18 protein-coding genes are annotated in these 16,533 nt (G+C 63.8%); 11 read left to right on the top strand and 7 right to left on the bottom strand.

What is annotated here, in order from left to right; all coding sequences use genetic code 11:
• Positions 1–67: 67 nt before the first annotated feature.
• Entirely contained in the window at positions 68–1,375 is a 1,308-nt protein-coding gene (locus tag CH291_RS06315; RefSeq protein ID WP_094686929.1) for an NAD(P)/FAD-dependent oxidoreductase, read from the top strand.
• A gap of 79 nt (positions 1,376–1,454) precedes the next feature.
• On the opposite strand, the gene CH291_RS06310 is transcribed toward CH291_RS06315, so the two are convergent.
• On the bottom strand, positions 1,455–1,850 hold the full coding sequence (locus CH291_RS06310; RefSeq protein ID WP_094687134.1) for a hypothetical protein: 396 nt from the start codon (positions 1,848–1,850) through the stop codon (positions 1,455–1,457).
• A gap of 300 nt (positions 1,851–2,150) precedes the next feature.
• Here CH291_RS06310 and CH291_RS06305 point away from each other — a divergent pair, with 300 nt between their 5' ends.
• Together CH291_RS06305 and CH291_RS06300 are read left to right on the top strand one after the other, a co-directional pair.
• Positions 2,151–3,116: an alpha/beta hydrolase gene (locus CH291_RS06305; protein ID WP_373455116.1), complete on the top strand. Its 966-nt coding sequence runs from the start codon at positions 2,151–2,153 to the stop codon at positions 3,114–3,116.
• A 105-nt stretch (positions 3,117–3,221) separates the two neighbouring features.
• A complete protein-coding gene (locus CH291_RS06300) occupies positions 3,222–3,518 on the top strand; it encodes a hypothetical protein (RefSeq protein WP_032376174.1) in 297 nt (98 codons plus the stop codon).
• Positions 3,519–3,570: 52 nt separating this feature from the next.
• Here CH291_RS06300 and CH291_RS27375 read toward each other — a convergent pair whose 3' ends face one another.
• Positions 3,571–4,161, bottom strand: coding sequence for a CsbD family protein (locus CH291_RS27375; protein ID WP_068055598.1), 591 nt, complete (start codon positions 4,159–4,161; stop codon positions 3,571–3,573).
• Between the two features lie 185 nt (positions 4,162–4,346).
• Complete coding sequence (locus tag CH291_RS06290; RefSeq protein ID WP_179276450.1) at positions 4,347–4,835, bottom strand: YdcF family protein; 489 nt, start codon at positions 4,833–4,835, stop codon at positions 4,347–4,349.
• Positions 4,836–4,902: 67 nt separating this feature from the next.
• On the opposite strand from CH291_RS06290, the gene CH291_RS06285 reads away from it, so the two are divergent.
• Complete coding sequence (locus CH291_RS06285; protein WP_143545882.1) at positions 4,903–5,364, top strand: hypothetical protein; 462 nt, start codon at positions 4,903–4,905, stop codon at positions 5,362–5,364.
• Positions 5,365–5,389: 25 nt separating this feature from the next.
• Here the strand turns inward: CH291_RS06285 and CH291_RS06280 are convergent, their stop codons facing one another.
• On the bottom strand, positions 5,390–6,034 hold the full coding sequence (locus CH291_RS06280; RefSeq protein WP_094669034.1) for a TetR/AcrR family transcriptional regulator: 645 nt from the start codon (positions 6,032–6,034) through the stop codon (positions 5,390–5,392).
• Positions 6,035–6,107: 73 nt separating this feature from the next.
• The gene (locus tag CH291_RS26690; RefSeq protein ID WP_176460194.1) at positions 6,108–6,266 is read right to left on the bottom strand and encodes a hypothetical protein; all 159 of its coding nucleotides are present in this window, start codon (positions 6,264–6,266) and stop codon (positions 6,108–6,110) included.
• Positions 6,267–6,434: 168 nt separating this feature from the next.
• Here CH291_RS26690 and CH291_RS06275 point away from each other — a divergent pair, with 168 nt between their 5' ends.
• The 3 genes from CH291_RS06275 to CH291_RS06265 are packed head-to-tail and all read left to right on the top strand — an operon-like array spanning position 6,435 to position 9,517.
• A complete protein-coding gene (locus tag CH291_RS06275) occupies positions 6,435–8,000 on the top strand; it encodes a flavin-containing monooxygenase (protein WP_094686926.1) in 1,566 nt (521 codons plus the stop codon).
• Between the two features lie 21 nt (positions 8,001–8,021).
• A complete protein-coding gene (locus CH291_RS06270) occupies positions 8,022–8,843 on the top strand; it encodes an alpha/beta fold hydrolase (protein WP_094640786.1) in 822 nt (273 codons plus the stop codon).
• Positions 8,840–9,517 carry a TetR/AcrR family transcriptional regulator gene (locus CH291_RS06265; RefSeq protein ID WP_094686925.1) on the top strand — a complete coding sequence of 226 codons (678 nt, stop codon included), beginning with the start codon at positions 8,840–8,842 and terminating at the stop codon, positions 9,515–9,517. Before CH291_RS06270 ends, CH291_RS06265 begins: the two co-directional genes overlap by 4 nt.
• Before the next feature lie 4 nt (positions 9,518–9,521).
• Here CH291_RS06265 and CH291_RS06260 read toward each other — a convergent pair whose 3' ends face one another.
• On the bottom strand, positions 9,522–10,931 hold the full coding sequence (locus CH291_RS06260) for an ABC1 kinase family protein (RefSeq protein WP_094686924.1): 1,410 nt from the start codon (positions 10,929–10,931) through the stop codon (positions 9,522–9,524).
• Positions 10,931–12,019: a ferredoxin--NADP reductase gene (locus tag CH291_RS06255; RefSeq protein ID WP_094687133.1), complete on the bottom strand. Its 1,089-nt coding sequence runs from the start codon at positions 12,017–12,019 to the stop codon at positions 10,931–10,933. Before CH291_RS06255 ends, CH291_RS06260 begins: the two co-directional genes overlap by 1 nt.
• Positions 12,020–12,131: 112 nt before the next feature.
• On the opposite strand from CH291_RS06255, the gene CH291_RS06250 reads away from it, so the two are divergent.
• From CH291_RS06250 to CH291_RS06235, 4 genes are read left to right on the top strand one after another with little or no spacing between them, the layout of a single operon-like run.
• Positions 12,132–13,139: an alpha/beta hydrolase gene (locus CH291_RS06250; RefSeq protein WP_306437678.1), complete on the top strand. Its 1,008-nt coding sequence runs from the start codon at positions 12,132–12,134 to the stop codon at positions 13,137–13,139.
• Positions 13,136–14,014 (top strand): SDR family NAD(P)-dependent oxidoreductase, encoded by an 879-nt coding sequence (locus CH291_RS06245; protein WP_094686923.1) that lies wholly within the window; start codon positions 13,136–13,138, stop codon positions 14,012–14,014. Before CH291_RS06250 ends, CH291_RS06245 begins: the two co-directional genes overlap by 4 nt.
• 1 nt (position 14,015) lies before the next feature.
• On the top strand, positions 14,016–14,936 hold the full coding sequence (locus CH291_RS06240; RefSeq protein WP_094686922.1) for a reductase: 921 nt from the start codon (positions 14,016–14,018) through the stop codon (positions 14,934–14,936).
• A complete protein-coding gene (locus CH291_RS06235; protein WP_094686921.1) occupies positions 14,933–16,468 on the top strand; it encodes a flavin-containing monooxygenase in 1,536 nt (511 codons plus the stop codon). The genes CH291_RS06240 and CH291_RS06235 overlap by 4 nt, the downstream gene beginning before the upstream one ends.
• Positions 16,469–16,533 lie beyond the last annotated feature (65 nt).

Raw genomic sequence — 16,533 nt, 5'->3', positions numbered from 1 at the left:
CGGTCCTCGAGTAGGCTGGCCACTCGGAGAGTCCTTCTCTGCGGTCGGTCCGAGGGAGAATATTCACATGGCACGTCCACGGGTATTGGTCATCGGCGGAGGATTCGGCGGGCTGCACGCGGCGCGCCGTTTGCGTAACGAGGACGTCGATGTCACCGTGCTCGAGCGCGGCACCTCTCACGTCTTCCAGCCACTGCTCTATCAATGCGCCACCGGTCTGGTGTCCGAGGGTTCGATCGCCAGTCCGCTGCGGCACCTACTGCGTAAGCAGAAGAACGTGTATGTGGCGCTGGGTGAAGCGACCTCGGTGACCGCGGTGGGTGACGGTGGAGTGGTGACGGCCAGTCGGTTCGACGGCTCGACCTTCGAGCTGCCCTACGACTACCTCGTCGTTGCCGTCGGAATGCAGCAGGCGTATCACGGCCACGACGAATACGTGCAGTGGGCACCGGGGATGAAGACCCTCGACGATGCCCTCGCGATCAGGCGAAAGCTGATCTCCGCCTTCGAGATGGCGGAGTCTCTGCCCACCGTGGAGGAACGCCGACCATGGCTCACGTTCGCCGTGGCGGGGGGAGGCCCGACCGGAGTCGAATTGGCCGGTCAGATAAGGGAACTCGCGACTCGGGCGTTGGCGAAGGAGTTCGACACCATTCACCCGTCGGAAGCGCGGGTGCTGCTCTTCCACGGCGGTGACCGCGTCCTCGAATCGTTCCCCGATTCCCTGACGAAGAAAGCGCAACGCACCCTCGACGCGGTAGGCGTGGAAACCCATCTCGGAGTTCACGTCACCGACGTCACGGCCACCGACGTCGAGGTCACGGCCAAGGCCGAACCCAAGACCGTCATTCGCTACGACACCCACACCGTGCTGTGGACCGCAGGCGTCGAAGCCGTTCCGTTCGTGAAACGACTCGCCGACGCGATGGGCGTCGAACAGGATCGCTCCGGACGGATCGCCGTGCAGCCGGACCTCTCGATCCCGGGACACCGCAACGTCTTCGTCGTCGGAGACATCATGTCGCTGAACAAGCTCGCGGGAGTTGCCGAAGTGGCGATGCAGGGCGGACGCGCGGCGGGCGCGGCCATCGCAGCAGACCTGTCCGGCTCTGCGCGTAAGGATTTCAAGTACCGAGATCTCGGCACCGCGGCCTACATCGCCCGCGGTCACGCGCTGGTGCAGGCCGGGCCGCTGAAGATGTCGGGCTTCGTGGGCTGGGTGTCGTGGGGAGTCATCCACATCGCATTCCTGGCCGGCAACCGCAATCGCGTCGGGACACTGATCAACTGGGCCGCAACCCTGGCCACCGGTACCCGACGCGAACGTGCCATCACCTACGGCGACCCGGAAACTGCGCGTAAGCCGTACAACTGAGCGAACGCCAGCGTTCAGTACCGTCGCCGATCGGCGGAAATCCGCGATCGGTCGACGATAGTGAACAACCAGGTGCGGGTCAGCCGATGCCGGGGATGAAGCCTGGGTAGACGAAGTGCCCGGGACCTCCGCCGGGCAGCAGCTGACCCGTCGAACCCGGGTAGTTCATGTTCAGCAGAATCAGCTTGTGCGGGTTGCCATTCGAGTCGGCCTGCCAGCAGGAGCCGAGCACTCCGTGAAATCCGGTGCAGACGATGCGAGTGCTGTTGCCGTAGGGCGAGGTCAGTCGATTCTTGCTGACGAACGGGTTCCAGTAGTCCGGGTCCTGCGGGGTGAGGAATCCGGTGACATCCTGTGGAGCCGACGGACTCGGATACGGCGGCGGAGTGGGCCACTCGTCGGCTGCGGCCGTTCCCGTTCCGAAAGCAGCGGCACCTGCAATGACGCAAGCAATGACAGCGGTGCGACGAAACATCTCGATCGACTCCTTCGCGGGACGGGCACCCAATAGACCACAGACACTCGTCTCGTGGGAACACCTCTGCGTCTGCGTTGCCGAGCACATCACGATCGCGTCTCGGATTCGTCCGGTCCATAACGCTCGGGTCGTTTGCTCGAGGTAACGTCACCTCATCTTCGGCCGATGTAGAGACTCGACCGGTGTAACTCGACGAAAAGGTGAAACAGCGTGCCACGATCTCGACGACACGGCTTCCGGCGAATCGGTTCGGCTACGGCCGTCGCCCTCGCAGTGGCGATCCTCCCGACCGCGCTGATGACGCCCGTCGCGTCCGCGGAAGAGCTGCCTGCGGCTACGACGCAGTCGAGCAACGGATCGAGGATCGAGTCGGTGAACACCCTCGAGAACCGCCAGGTCCAGCTCCAGGTGTACTCGGCGTCCATGAACCGCACCATTCCCGTGACGGTGCAGAAGCCGGCCGACGACAGCGTGTCCCGCCCGGTGCTGTACCTGCTCAACGGCGCAGGCGGCGGCGAGGATGCCGCATCGTGGCAGTCGCAGACCGACGCCGAGGCCTTCCTGTCGGACAAGAACGCCTACATCGTGACTCCGCAGAAGGGCAAGTGGTCCTACTACACCGACTGGCTCCAGGACGATCCGAAGCTCGGTAGCAACAAGTGGAGCACCTTCCTCGGTGAAGAGCTGCCCCCGCTGATCGACGCCCAGTTCGACACCAACGGTCGCCAGTCGCTCGCAGCGCTGTCCATGACGGGCACCTCGGTTCTCAACATCGCGATCAAGTACCCGGGCAAGTTCACCGGCGTCGCGGCGTACAGCGGCTGCGCTCAGACCTCCGACCCCATCGGTCAGCAGTTCGTCAAGCTCGTCGTCGAGACCTACGGCGGCGGCAACGTCGAGAACATGTGGGGACCGCTCGACGGCCCCGTGTGGCGCGAGAACGACCCGCTGCTCAACGCCGAGAAGCTCCGCGGAACGCAGATCTACATGAGCACCGGCAGCGGACTGCCCGGTGCCCCGAACGACACCTTTGCCAACCCGCGTCTGAAGAACGACCCGGCGACGCTTGCCAACCAGGTCATCGTCGGCGGTGGCATCGAAGTTGCCACCAACTTCTGCACCTCGAACCTGGCCAAGCGCCTCGATCAGCTCGGTATCCCGGCCACCGTGGACTTCCGCCCGGTCGGAAACCACTCGTGGGGCTACTGGCAGGACGACCTGCACAACTCCTGGCCGTTCCTGGCGGGATCGCTCGGAATCTGATCTTTCCAGCACCGAACAACGGCCACCTGCACCTCGTGTGCGGGTGGCCGTTCTTCGTTGTCCAGGGCGGTGGATCGACGTACTGATCGAACGTATGATCGAACGATGGCACGGCGCGCACAACCTCGACCGGCGTCTGCCGTGCGCCCGTTCAAGCTGCTCCGACCACCGCTGAAGGTGTGGATCGACCTGAACATCCTCTACCCGCTGCCGCCGCACCACGCCTCGAAGTTCAATCCCGAGGGATTCGATGTGCGACGCGTCGTGCCGGGAGATCTGGTCGAGTGGTCCATCACCGTGGACGGAGATTGGCTGGGCCGCGTCACGTACGAGTTGATGTCACGAGACCGCAGCGAAACCGTCACTCACTGGGTACCCAGCCGGGCACTCAAGCCGCTGTAGGACGCAGAAAGCCCCGCCTCGATGGAGGCGGGGCTTTTCTGCGCAATTACCTTCAGAAGCTGTGCTTGCGGGCCTTCTTGGCGAGCTTGCGGGTGGTGCGCTTCGACGGAACGAACAAGTGCGCAGCGCTACGGCGACGGTTGCGTCGACGGATCAGTACGAACGCGACGGCACCGGCCGCGGCTGCGACGGCTGCGATGATCGGAGTGCCGACCTTCGCAGCCTGGGCGACATCCTCGGAGTCGATGTTGCGAACCGTGTTCTTCACGTCGTCGGCGACGGCGGAGGCCTTGTCGGCTGCCTTGTCGGCGACCTGCGAGGCCTTCTCCTTGACGTCGTCGGCATCGACGTTCGAGACCTTGTCCTTGACGGTGTTCTTGACGTCCTCGGCCACGTCGGACGCCTTGTCCGCGACATCGGCGGCTGCGTGCTTGGCCTCCTTGGCGGCACCGGCTGCGGAGTCGGCGGCGCTTTCGGCGACGTCGGAGACCTTGTCGGCGGCCTGATGAGTGTTGGCCTTCGCCTGATCCTTGGCACCCTCGGCGCGAAGGCTGTCGTCACCGGTTGCCTCGCCGGCCTTCTCCTTCGCAGTCCCGGCCAGTTCCTCTGCCTTGTGCTGAGCCTTGTCGATGAAGTCGGCCATCGGTGCGTACCTCTTTCGTGTAGGTCGTCTCCGGATACCCGGAGCTGGGGGCGTCGCGGACGACGCCGTTAGGTATGAGTCGAAATCGACGCTCCGAAACATACGTCCGACGGGCGTGTTCCGGGTCACTATCGGTGGGGATGCTCGATGTCGCGCAGTTCCCTGGTGCCGTCGGGCCCGCATTGTCAGTTCACGTGCTGGAGAATCACCACGATCGAAGCGATGCCGACCAGCAGGGCGATGTTGGGCTTGCGGTAGCGATGCAGGATTGCGACGAACTCGCGCAGGAACGCCGTCGGTGCGTAGAAACGTGCCGTGTCGGCTCCCGTCACATGGGCGTCGAGACCCAGATCGCGAGTGAACGCGGCCGTTCGCAGGACGTGAAAGTTGCTGGTCACCACGATCATCGGCTCCGACCTCAGGTCCGACGACTCGAGAAGGTCCCGCGTCATCGTCAAGTTCTCCCGAGTGTTTCGCGAGCGCGCCTCGGCGAGGATCAGTTTCTCGGCCACACCCTTGCCGATCAGGTACTTCTTCATCGCCGTGGCCTCCGCAGTTTCCTCGTCGGACCCTTGCCCGCCGGATACGACCAGGGCCGGGCGATGTCCGGACGCCACTTCGGCGTTGTACACATCGAGGGCGCGGTTCAGTCGGCTCTCGAGAAGAGGCGTCACGGTTCCTCCCGAGCCCAAGCCCGCATCCCAGAGCAACAACGGCTGAACTTCCTTTCGGTGGCTCCAAGTGTCCGTAGATCAGCGCGTGGACAGAGAACGCGGCGAGCTGGACGCCGAGGCAGACCGAGAACAGCACCCCTGTCCAGACCGCGGCCAGCAACCACAGGGGCAGAGTGTGCGTTTCCAGCACGGCCGCCACTGCGACGAACAGCCCGACGCCCAGCGTCACCGCAACCGCCAGAGCAAGTGGCAGTGCGGTCGAGAGTCGGAGCCCTTCGCGCCTGATCACCACCAGCCCATTGATGGCCGCTGCGCCCACGAGTCCGATTGCCGTCAGCAGTATTGCCGTCAGCACCGCAACGACGAGAATCGCCTCGACCCGGGCGTCCAGCCGATGCAGCAGACTCAGCGATCCGATCGCCAGCGCAGCGAGAGCCGCAATGACAGTCAGGCCGTTGGACAGCCGACGCGGGTCTCGCCGGATACGGACGAACGACGTGACGACCAAGACGACGGCCAACGCGAGTAGGAGCATGGTTCGAACCTGGTTCCGGTCAGGGGAGTGGTGTCGTCAGTGCGGCAGTGACCAACTCGACGAGGGTGTCGATGTACGGGGTGAAGGTGTCATCGGTGGTTCCGACGTCGGAACTGCGGCTCAGGGCCCATTCCTGGGCGAAGATGTTGGCGGCACCAATAATTGCGAGAATGACCAGGCGATAGTTCCTGTTCGGCAGTTCTCCTCGTGCTGCGGCGGTGGTCGCCAGGGAGTCGAACATCTCGACGATGACGTCTCGCTGGTTCATGCGCCACAGTTCGATGTCGGTACTGACGCCGACCACTTCGACGTAGCAGACCCGAGCCGACATCCTGGTGCGACACGTGACGCCGAGGTACGCCCGGATTGCGGCGTCGATCGACGCCAACACCGGTTGCCGACCGTCGGCGGTCAGTGCCTCTCGTGCAGCGTGCTCGCCGTCCTGATTCATGGTGGTGACGATCTTCTTGAGCAGCTCCGACCGGCTTCCGATCTCGCGATAGAAGTGACGGGTCGACACGTTCGATTCCGCGCACAACATCCCGATCGTGGTCGCCGCGTACCCGTGGCTGCCGAACAGAGCGATCGCGGTGTCCATGAGACGGGCGATGCGTTCGGAGGATCGCTCCTCGGGCGACCTGCCTGCGTACTTCCGATCGCCCATGGGGTCGAGAGTACTGACCGGGCCCGCTGCCGTTGTCGACGTCACGGAACGGAATGAACCGCTCGCGAGCTCGTTACGTGCGTCGGCGCGTGAACGGTCGCTTCGGCCACTTCGAGCGCACCGGCTTGTATGCGCCGGACAGGGCACGTCGCTCGAAGTCCAGGCCCGATCCCCTCGACGCCAGTAGGACGAGAGCGATGACTCCTGCGGCCCCGACCGCCACTGCAGTCATCGGATTCTGGTTCCCTGTGCTGTGTGGATGCAGGCAACAGGTGATGTGTGGTTCATGAGGGGTTCCTGTCTTCGGTGTGCGGTGAACACTGTCATTGACACCGCCACTCGTCAATGGCACATTGTGTGATGTAAGTCGCGATCCGCCGCACAGTCGGGCCGATCCGCGATGGTGTTCGGCGAGACAGCGAGGCACGACGTGACGACAAGCCGAGTTCGATGGCCCGAGTTCGACGGCTCCGTCGACAACTTCCAGGACGTTCTCATCATCGGTGCAGGCATATCGGGCGTCGGAGCCGCATATCGCCTGCAGCAGATGGCACCGGAGCTCAGCTACACCATCCTGGAAGGTCGCGAGCGCGCAGGCGGTACCTGGGACCTGTTCCGGTACCCCGGAATTCGGTCGGACAGCGACATCTTCACGTTCTCGTTCCCGCACACGCCGTGGCAGGGAGACACCCTGCTCGCGCACGGCGAAGACATCCGCAATTACATCGTCGATACCGCGTACGCGAACGGTATCGACGAACACACCGATTTCTCGACGTCGGTCGAGGCCGCGAACTGGGATTCGTCGACGGACCTGTGGACCGTCGAGACGCTTTCGAGCGGTGTTCCGAAGACCTATCGCAGCCGATTCGTGTTCCTGTGCACCGGATACTTCGACTACTCCGGCGGATACACCCCCGATCTTCCCGGGGCCGACGAGTTCACCGGGCAGATGGTGCACCCTCAGCAGTGGCCCGAGGATCTGGACCACTCGGGCAAGAGGGTCGTCGTGATCGGAAGTGGCGCAACCGCAATCACTTTGGTGCCCTCCCTGGCAGTCGAGGCCGCGTCGGTGACGATGCTGCAGCGCTCGCCCACCTACATCGCGTCACTGCCGATGACCGACCCGTTCACCACGCTCACTCAGCGCGTACTGCCGGACTCCCTGGCGCACAGTGCATTGCGGTGGCGTAATGCACTGTTGATGGTCGGCTCGTATCAGTTGTGTCGACGCGCACCGAAGACGGCCCGCAGGGTGTTCCGGGCCATGACGAAGGCGCAATTGCCGCGGGGATACGACGTCGACAAGCACTTCGATCCGATGTACGCCCCGTGGGACCAGCGACTGTGTGTGGTGCCGGACGGCGACCTGTTCAAGGCCATTCGTTCCGGTCGTGCGACCGTGGTGACCGACCGAATCTCCCGCGTGACCGCCGACGGCATCGTCCTGGAATCCAGAGACGAGATCCCGGCCGACATCATCGTCACTGCAACGGGGTTGAAGCTCAAGGCCTTCGGTGGCATCGCGCTGTCACTGGACGGAAAGCCCTTCGCGGCGCACGACAAGTTCGTCTACAAGGGGCACATGCTCGAGGACGTGCCCAACGTTGCCTGGTGCATCGGGTACACGAATGCATCGTGGACGCTCAAAGCCGACATGACGGCCAAGGCGGTGGCGAAACTGTTGGTGTACATGCAGTCTCACGGCTACACCCACGCAATTCCCGACCGAGCGGGCAAGCCGGTGGAATCTCGACCGGTCGTGGACCTCGCATCGGGATACGTCACGCGATCCTTGGACGAGCTACCCAAATCGGGGACCGAGCGGCCCTGGTCGGTGAGGCAGAACTATATTCTCGACAGAATAGACGCGCGCTTCGACGATCTCACCGAATCGATGACGTTCGGACGGACCGTGCCTGCACGGGTGGCCGGCCCCGAAGCAGTAGACGCTCGCACCGGATAAACGAGAACAGATCGGACCGCAATGACTTTCGACATCGAGGGCCCCGCGCTCGCGCACACCATCCGCGGCGAGGGACCGACCCTGGTGCTGATCCATGGGATAGTTCATCGGCAACACGCCTGGGACAGCGTCATCGAGACACTCGCGCAGCACCGGCGAGTGGTGACGGTCGACCTGCCCGGCCACGGTGATTCACCCGAACTACCCACCGAGGAGTTCGATCTCGGCCCGTGGATCGTCGCCGAACTGGAGCGGTTCCTCGAGCACGTGGCGGTGGACGGCGAGAAGCCGCACGTGGCCGGAAACTCGTTGGGTGGATACTTCGCCCTCGAACTCGCCGCCCGCGGATCGGTTGCCTCGGCCACCGCGCTCTCGCCGGCCGGATTCTTTCGCGGACACTGGGATCAGACGCGTGCGCTGCTCGTGTTCCGATTGCTGCGTGCATTGTCCCGAGTGATCAGCCCCATCGCACCGGCCGTCATGCGTTCGGTCGTCGGTCGCACGATCGCCAACGGTGTCTTCTACGCCAAGCCGTGGCGAGTTCCCGCCGCGACGGCCACCATCGACGCGCTCAGTATCACCACCAACCGGGCGATCGACGCAGCGGGTAACGCAGTGCCGCGCTTCAGTATTCCGGTAGACGAGGATGTTCCGGTCACCGTCGCGTGGGGGCGTCGCGACTGGGTTCTGCCGGTGTATCAGGCACCGCTGGTGCGTCGAACCTTTCCGCAGGCGGACGTGACGACGTACGCGGGGCTCGGGCACGTACCGATGTCGGACGATCCGGAGCTGGTGGCGTCGATTCTGTTGAGGGGATCACGAACCGTCTCGCAGTCGGCGTGAGCGTTCCGGAGAAGGTCGACGGCCGAAGCCACCGGTGGCGCGATCATCGGATCACGCGGCGGCGTGAACTGCTCGACTGCACTCTGGACACCATCCGACAGCAGGGTCACAACATCGGCATGGACGACATCGCCTCTGCGAACGGAGTCTCGAAAACTGTTCTGTACAAGCATTTCACCGACAAACGGGGCCTGACCGACGCTGCCATGGCGCGATACGTCGAGACCGAGCTGGTGCCTCGGATCAAGGACGCGATGTCCGAGGACCTCGACGAGTATCACCTCACCCGGGCAGTGATTTCAGCCTACGTCTCGACGGTCGACACGGATCCCGAGATCTACATCTACGTCCACGCCAACAACGCCGTCTCGGGCAACCAGGACGTCATCACCGCGGCGGAGGGGCTGATCGCCGAGCTCCTGGCCACCGTCATCGCCGACAGATTCCTAGAGCGTGAGTTCTCCACGGCCGGTTCGATGCCCATCGCCTTCGCAATGATCGGTGCTGTTCGATTGGCGTCACACTGGTGGATCTTCGATCGAACCATGACGGCCGAGGAGCTCGTCGACTACCTCACCATGATGGTCTGGAGCGGAATTGCCGGCATAGCGCGCGCCGCGGGCTCGGCCGAGCGATTCGCGTCGGAATCTCACCCGTTGATCGACGAGCCGTGAGGGCTCAGTCCGGGAGCGCGATGTTCCTCGCGGCCACCGCTGCGGCCACTTCCTCCGGGAGAATGTTTCTGAACAGGAACAGGTCTCGACCCAACACCCATTCCGGTGCGAGTGCAGCCGAGTAGCGCTCGAAGTAGCCGAGCTGCTTGCCGAACAACACCAGTTCCTCCGGTGTCGCGATACCCCAGCGCCTGCCTGTCTCGACCAGAGACGCGACGAGTTTGCTCAGGTCGACGCGGGCGGCTCCTCTACCCAGAATCGGCTCGAACAACTTCCTCAGCTGCAGACCGATCAGCTTGTCGCCCAAAGTTGTTCCCTCGGTGATGCCGAGCATGCGGATGCGTCGCGCAGCTTCGGTGTAGTTGCCGTCGAACAGGGAGGCACGAAACATCTCGCGAAGTACCTCGCGCCACTGCTCGGGTAGTTCCCCGACGATTCCGAAGTCCAGGAATCCCACCCGTCCGTCGTCCAGTGCCCATAGATTGCCGGCATGTACATCACCGTGGAAGGGGCCTTGCAGCACAACGGCTTCCAGCCAGACCTTGACGCCGCGACGCAACTGCAGCTCGGAATCGAGCCCGGCGAGATCGCCCGGCGTGATACGGCCCACCGGGGTTCCTCGAACTCGTTCCATGCAGATCACCCGGGGTCCGCAATGGCTCCAGTAGATGTCCGGAACCATCACGTGAGAATTGTCCCCGAAGACATACAGGTTGTCGCGAAAGCGTTGCTGACGCAATGCTTCTGCTGCACTGTCGAGTTCCTCGGCCGTCAACTCGTCGAGGTCACGGACAACGGCCGTCGCGTTGGCGATGCGGAAGACCTCGAAGAACCTCTCCAACAACGACGCACCGGTGAAGGCCACCCGTAGATCGACTCGCATGCGACGACGGATTTCGGGCCGCTGTACTTTGACGACCGCCTCGCGCCCGTCGGGTAGCACGCAGGCGTGGACCTGCGCCACGGATGCTGCCGAGAGCGGCACGTCGTCGAACGAGGTGAACAGTTCCGCGATACTGCCACCCAGGTCGCGTTCGATGACACGGCGAGCCTTGTGGGCCGGGACGGGTGGCACACCGTCGAGCAAGCGCAGACACGCATCGGCAAGAACCGGGGGGAACACACCGGGCGACGACGCCATGAGTTGTCCCAGTTTGACGAACGTCGGCCCCAGCGCCTCGAATCCTTTGACCACACCTTCGGCTAGGGAGACCGTGAAGCGACGGCGTTTGGCGAGCCAGGACACCGGCCAGCGAACGACGGCGATCGCTGCGGCAGCCAGGATTACCACGGTGATCCACGCGGCCCGGCCCAACTCTTCGAGTCCGAAATGTGTGAGGTCGGGATGCGCGATGTCGAGGGCCTCGGTAGGCGCTCCGTCGGAGTCGGTGTCACGGCCCATCGCGTCGGGCATCAGCGGTCGAACACCGCACGGATCGCCTGGGATTCGGGCACGGACTGGCATGCCAATCGAACCCCGTGTTCGAGCTCGTGGTCGTCGAGTGTCTCGTTGGCGAGCATGGTCACAGTGCCCTCGGTGAGTGTGTACGCGCAGCCGCCGCACGTCCCTTCGCGGCACACGTACGGCGGATCGAGACCGAGCTCGAGGAGCCGGTCGAGAAGCTTCGTGTCCGCATTCCAGGAGAATTCGGTCTCGATACCGTCGATCTCGGCCCGAGCGGTGACGGAGTTCGCATCCGATTCGTGGGCAGTTGCGGTCCTGTCGTCCCGAAACGGGTTGGAGTCGAAGGAGGAGAACACCTCTCGATGCGTTCTGCGTGCGACCGTGCCGGTGCGGGCGAGCCACTCCTCGGCGACGTTCATGTACTGCGGCGGACCGCACAGGAACGCCTCGCACTCCGGCGGAACGGCCGCATTCATCGTGGCCAGCCCTGCAGCAGTGGGCAATCCCGAGTCCGACGTGTACCAGTGATGTACGTCGAGTCGATCAGGAAAACGAGACCGAAGTTCGGTCAGTTGCTCCGCGAAGATCACCGAGCCGCGGTTCTGGTTGGCATAGACGAGGGTGATGCGGTTCTCGTGCCGCAACAGTGCGGTTTTGATGATCGACATCATCGGCGTGATGCCGCTACCGGCGGCCAGAAGTACGAAATCGACGTCCCAGTTCTCCGGTCCGAACATGCCCGACGGCTTCAGCGCCTTCAGTCGCATCCCTCGAACTGCGTTGTCGTGCAACCAATGTGACGCGAGCCCGTCCTGGATTCGTTTGACCGTCACGGTGGGGAACGGGTCGCGTACCGGGGAGCTCGAGAAGGAATAGCAGCGGGCCACCGAACCGCCTTCGGTGCAGGGGATCTCCAGGGTGAGGAACTGTCCCGGCGCGTACCGAAAGTGTGTCTCCGCATGCTCGGGGACCGCGAATCCGAGCGAGACGGCGTCCTCGGTCTCGTGGGTCACCTCGGTGATTTCCAGCTCGAAGATTCCCGCCTCGGGACCGCTGGTCGACGTACCGAGGTCTGCCGGTGGTGCGCTCCTGAACATCGTCACTTGTTCCCTCTTTCGGGCTCGTTGCGTGTCGGTCGTCACTGTCGCACACTTCGCCACCAATTAATAGGCCATTGACAAATGGCGAATAGCGGGTGAAGGTGACGAGGTGACTTCGACCACGAACAACGACTACCTGCCGCGCGGCGCATTCGGTGCCGGGTCTCGGCGAACGCGACTGGCAGCGTTGATGACTCGGCTGACGCTGCGCCCGATGACGAACCTGCTTCCGACGTCCCGCAGCGGCATCGAGTTCTCCCGACGCCTCGTCGCTACGTCGATGAATCTCTTCGGTCCGGTGCCGAAGGGGACGAGAGTGGACATCGTGGGCGACGGCCCGGTGCGCGGCGAATGGGTGCGAGCATCCGGCCTGACCCCTGGACCCCGCGTGATTCTCTACATCCACGGCAGCGCGTACGTCATCTGTTCGGCACGGACGCATCGTGGTCTGACCGCGCGGTTGTCCTCCGCGACCGGCCTGCCGGTGTTCACGGTCGACTACCGGTTGGCCCCGGAACACCCGTTTCCCGCCGCCGCCGACGACCTCGAATCCGCGTACCGCTGGCTACTCGGCCAGGGGTACACCGCTGCGAACATCGTCATCGCCGGGGACTCGGCCGGCGGCCACCTCGCTGCCGACCTGCTCATCGAGAACGATCGGACCGGGACGCCGCAGCCGGGGGCGATGGTGTTGTTCTCGCCGCTGGTGGACCTCGACTTCGAGCTGTCGGCCCGGATGGAGCGTACGTGCAAGGACCCGATGATCTCGGCGAAGGCAGCGCGAGGGCTCGTGGCCCTGTACACCGAGGGCCACGACGCCGATCTGCCGCGATTGCGGCTCGACCTCGCGCTCGTACGCGACCTGCCACCCACCCTGATTCAAGTCGGCGGAGCCGAAATGCTGCGCGGCGACGCGCGACACCTGCACGCCATGATCGACGCGGCAGGCGGACGAAGCGAACTGGAGATCTGGCCCGACCAGATGCACGTGTTCCAGGCTCTCCCGCGGCTGATCCCCGAGGCCGCTCACGCGCTCGAGCGTGCAGCCGAATTCATCACCCATGCACTCGATAACTCAGTTGTGCAACATGATTCGAAGGAACAGGTAAGTCGATGAGAAGCAAGAACGGAAAACCGTCGTACGGGTCAAGAGCGGTCGTGACCGGCGCGGGCAGTGGCATCGGTCGGGCCTTCGCACTCGAACTGGCTCGTCGCGGCGGAGCAGTCATGTGTGCCGATATCTCGTTGCCGCGCGCGCAGGAGACGGTAGCGATGGTGAACGCCCTCGGTGCCACCGGATACGCCGTCGAATGCGATGTGTCGATCCGCGAGAACGTCGAGGAGTTGGCGCTACGTGCCGGCATCGAATTCGACGGACCGACGACGGTGCTGATCAACAACGCCGGCGTCGGGATCGGTGGAAAGCCCGTCGGCAACATCGGTTTCGAGGACTGGAACTGGGCGTTGGGGATCAACCTCTGGGGAGTGATCCACGGCTGTGAGGTGTTCACGCCTGCGCTGCGGGCCGCCGGTGAGGGCGGAATCATCAACGTCGCCTCCGCCGCAGGCTTTGCCGCCGCGCCTCTGATGGGTCCGTACAACGTCGGCAAGGCGGCCGTGATGTCGCTGTCGGAAACAATGGCGGCGGAACTGTCGGGTACCGGTGTGCGCATCTCGGTTCTGTGCCCCACCTTCGTCAAGACCAACGTGGCCGTGGACGGCCGCATCACCGCGAGTTCGTCCCGGCTGGCCGAGATGGCCATGCGCTGGACCGGACGCTCGCCGGACAAGATCGCTGCCCGAACACTCGATGCTTTCGACAGGGGTCGGCTCTACGTCGTCCCCCAGTTCGACGCCAAGGCCGTCTGGCGATTCAAGAGACTGCTGCCCGCGGTGTACGTGCGTTTTCTCGGGTTGCTCAATCGGGTGATGCCCGCCGACCAGGACGCGGCGAAGAACGAATCCCTCGCTACTACAACCACAGGAGCCTGACATGGCAATGGATTTCGAAGACATGCTGACCAAGATCAAGGACCGTCAGTGGGCGTTGGCGGACATCGATTGGGACGGCCCGGGAGCCGACACCATCAGCCCGGAACTGCATGCCAAACTCAAGCCCTTCATGTCCGATCTGATGTGGATCGAGAACGTGGGCGCTCGCGGCTTCGCGGCGATGGCGCTCAAGGCACCGAACGAGACGCTGGCGGAGATCTACCGCTACTTCCACGCCGAGGAGCAAAAGCACGCCAACGCCGAACTTGCTCTCATGCGGCGGTGGGGCATGCTCGACGGCGACGAGATGCCCGAGCCCAACATCAACGTCAAGCTCGTCATCGACTGGCTGGACAAGCACTCGGACGGGCTGTCACTGGCCGTACTGGGCACCGTCATTCCGATGCTCGAGGTCGCATTGGACGGTGCGTTGGTCAAATTCATCATGGACGAGATCGACGATCCGGTGTGTCAGGCAGTCTTCAAGAAGATCAACTCCGACGAATCGCGGCATCTCGCAGTCGATTTCGCCGTGATCGAGCTTCTCGGGCATTCGCGGATGCGCAAGATTCTGGTCGACACCGTCGGCGCGTGGATGAACCCGGCCCTCATCGTCGGAACGCTGCGGTACATCCCGTTGCTGAACAAGATGCGCGACAACATCGTCGAGATGGGTGTCGACGAGGAGCGCCTTTACACCGCGATGAAGCGGTTCAAGAGTGTCGGTCAGCGCAATCCCGTTGCGCTGCGGGTGCCCATGTACCGCATCGTGCAATGGCACGGCAGCATCGTGATCAATCGCAAGCACCCGTACCACCTGCTGGCGGACGGCCTGGTGAAGCTCACGCGTCGGTACCCCACGAAGACTCTCAATTCCGAGCCGACCTGGGCCAAGGAACTGACCTACGAGCCCGTCGCATGAGCGAGTTCGATGTGCGCGACGGTGTACTCGATGCGGTGATCGTCGGCGCAGGGTTTGCCGGAATCGGTTCCGCTATCCGACTGCGCAACAAAGGTATCGACAACTTCGTCATCCTCGAACGCGGAAGCGCAGTCGGAGGAACCTGGCGAGACAACACTTATCCGGGCGCCGCGTGCGACATCCCGTCCAGGTTGTACTCGTACAGTTTTGCGCCCAACCCCAACTGGTCGCACACCTACTCCGGCAGCGGTGAGATTCTCGAGTACATCCACACGATGGTGGGGGAGTTCGACATCGAGTCGCGTATTCGATTCGGGCACAATGTGGTCGACATCATCTGGAACGAGGCGGCCGGGCATTGGCACCTGAGCATCGACGGGCACCCCGATGTTCGAGCGCGCACGGTGGTGATGGCGTCGGGGCCGCTCGCCAATGCCAGCCTGCCGAACATCCGGGGCATCGACACCTACGAGGGGCACAAGATCCACAGTGCTCGGTGGGATCACGACTACGACTTCGAAGGTAAGAAGGTCGCCGTGGTCGGAACCGGGGCGAGCGCGGTGCAGATCGTTCCGGAACTGGTGAAGATCGCCGACACGGTCAAGGTGTTCCAGCGCACCCCGGGCTGGACGCTGCCCAGAATGAACCGAAAGACACAGGGCAGCACCAAGCGTCGGTACGCCCGTTATCCGCAGGCCCAGACCCTGGCGCGTTCGCTGTGGTTCTGGGGCCACGAGTCCGTCGCCCTCGGAGTCGTCTGGAAGACCCCGCTGACGCGCATCGTCGAACTGGTCGGTCGCGCCCATCTGCGGCGTCAGGTTCGCGATCCATGGCTGCGACGCCAGCTGACCCCGCGGTTCCGGGCCGGCTGCAAGAGGTTGTTGATGACCAGCGACTACTACCCGGCCTTGCAGAAGCCGAACTGCACGCTGGTGACGTGGCCGATCGCAACGCTCTCGCCCAAGGGAATTCGGACCGTGGAAGGCGTCGAGCATCAGTTCGACGCGATCGTGTTCGCCACCGGGTTCGATGTCTCCAACACCGGAACCCCCATCCCGATCACCGGGCGTGACGGCCGGGTACTGGCCGACGAGTGGAGCGCAGGGGCCAAGGCGTACAAGAGCATTGCCGTATCGGGCTACCCGAACATGTACTTCACCTTCGGCCCGAACTCCGGACCGGGGCACAGCTCGGCCCTGGTGTACATGGAAGCCCAGATCGACTACCTCGTCGAGGCCATCTCCCTGGTGCTCGACGGCAACCTGCACAGCGCCGATGTGCGCCAGGACGTTCAGGATGCCTACAACGAGGAGATGCAGCGCAAACTCGCCAAGACGACCTGGAATTCGGGTTGCAGCAGTTGGTATCTCACCGAGGACGGCTTCAACGCCACCATGTTCCCCGGTTTCGCCACCCAGTACGTCAACCAGCTCAGAGGCGTCGAGCAGGGCGATTTCACGATGACTCCGCGCCGCGTAGAACGGCAGCGAGAGCCGCTGCGGGTGCACGAGAGCGCGCTGCCGTTGCGATGACGTTCGGCTTCGGGTCCGCCTTCCGCCGCGTGGTCGACGTATATCCTGTGGGTCGACGCGCGGCG

It is taken from the genome of Rhodococcus sp. 14-1411-2a (assembly GCF_002259485.1).
Lineage (GTDB): Bacteria > Actinomycetota > Actinomycetes > Mycobacteriales > Mycobacteriaceae > Rhodococcoides.
Note: the sequence above shows the minus strand (reverse complement) of the source record. Positions and strands in the feature narration are given on the sequence as shown.

Coding starts and splice junctions, on each gene's coding strand:
- CH291_RS06260 (WP_094686924.1), bottom strand. CDS start 10,931: ATGCCCGACGCGATGGGCCGTGACACCGACTCCGACGGAGCGCCTACC.
- CH291_RS06255 (WP_094687133.1), bottom strand. CDS start 12,019: ATGTTCAGGAGCGCACCACCGGCAGACCTCGGTACGTCGACCAGCGGT.
- CH291_RS27375 (WP_068055598.1), bottom strand. CDS start 4,161: ATGGCCGACTTCATCGACAAGGCTCAGCACAAGGCAGAGGAACTGGCC.
- CH291_RS26690 (WP_176460194.1), bottom strand. CDS start 6,266: ATGACTGCAGTGGCGGTCGGGGCCGCAGGAGTCATCGCTCTCGTCCTA.
- CH291_RS06240 (WP_094686922.1), top strand. CDS start 14,016: ATGGCAATGGATTTCGAAGACATGCTGACCAAGATCAAGGACCGTCAG.
- CH291_RS06310 (WP_094687134.1), bottom strand. CDS start 1,850: ATGTTTCGTCGCACCGCTGTCATTGCTTGCGTCATTGCAGGTGCCGCT.
- CH291_RS06245 (WP_094686923.1), top strand. CDS start 13,136: ATGAGAAGCAAGAACGGAAAACCGTCGTACGGGTCAAGAGCGGTCGTG.
- CH291_RS06275 (WP_094686926.1), top strand. CDS start 6,435: ATGGTGTTCGGCGAGACAGCGAGGCACGACGTGACGACAAGCCGAGTT.
- CH291_RS06280 (WP_094669034.1), bottom strand. CDS start 6,034: ATGGGCGATCGGAAGTACGCAGGCAGGTCGCCCGAGGAGCGATCCTCC.
- CH291_RS06270 (WP_094640786.1), top strand. CDS start 8,022: ATGACTTTCGACATCGAGGGCCCCGCGCTCGCGCACACCATCCGCGGC.
- CH291_RS06300 (WP_032376174.1), top strand. CDS start 3,222: ATGGCACGGCGCGCACAACCTCGACCGGCGTCTGCCGTGCGCCCGTTC.
- CH291_RS06315 (WP_094686929.1), top strand. CDS start 68: ATGGCACGTCCACGGGTATTGGTCATCGGCGGAGGATTCGGCGGGCTG.
- CH291_RS06305 (WP_373455116.1), top strand. CDS start 2,151: ATGACGCCCGTCGCGTCCGCGGAAGAGCTGCCTGCGGCTACGACGCAG.
- CH291_RS06235 (WP_094686921.1), top strand. CDS start 14,933: ATGAGCGAGTTCGATGTGCGCGACGGTGTACTCGATGCGGTGATCGTC.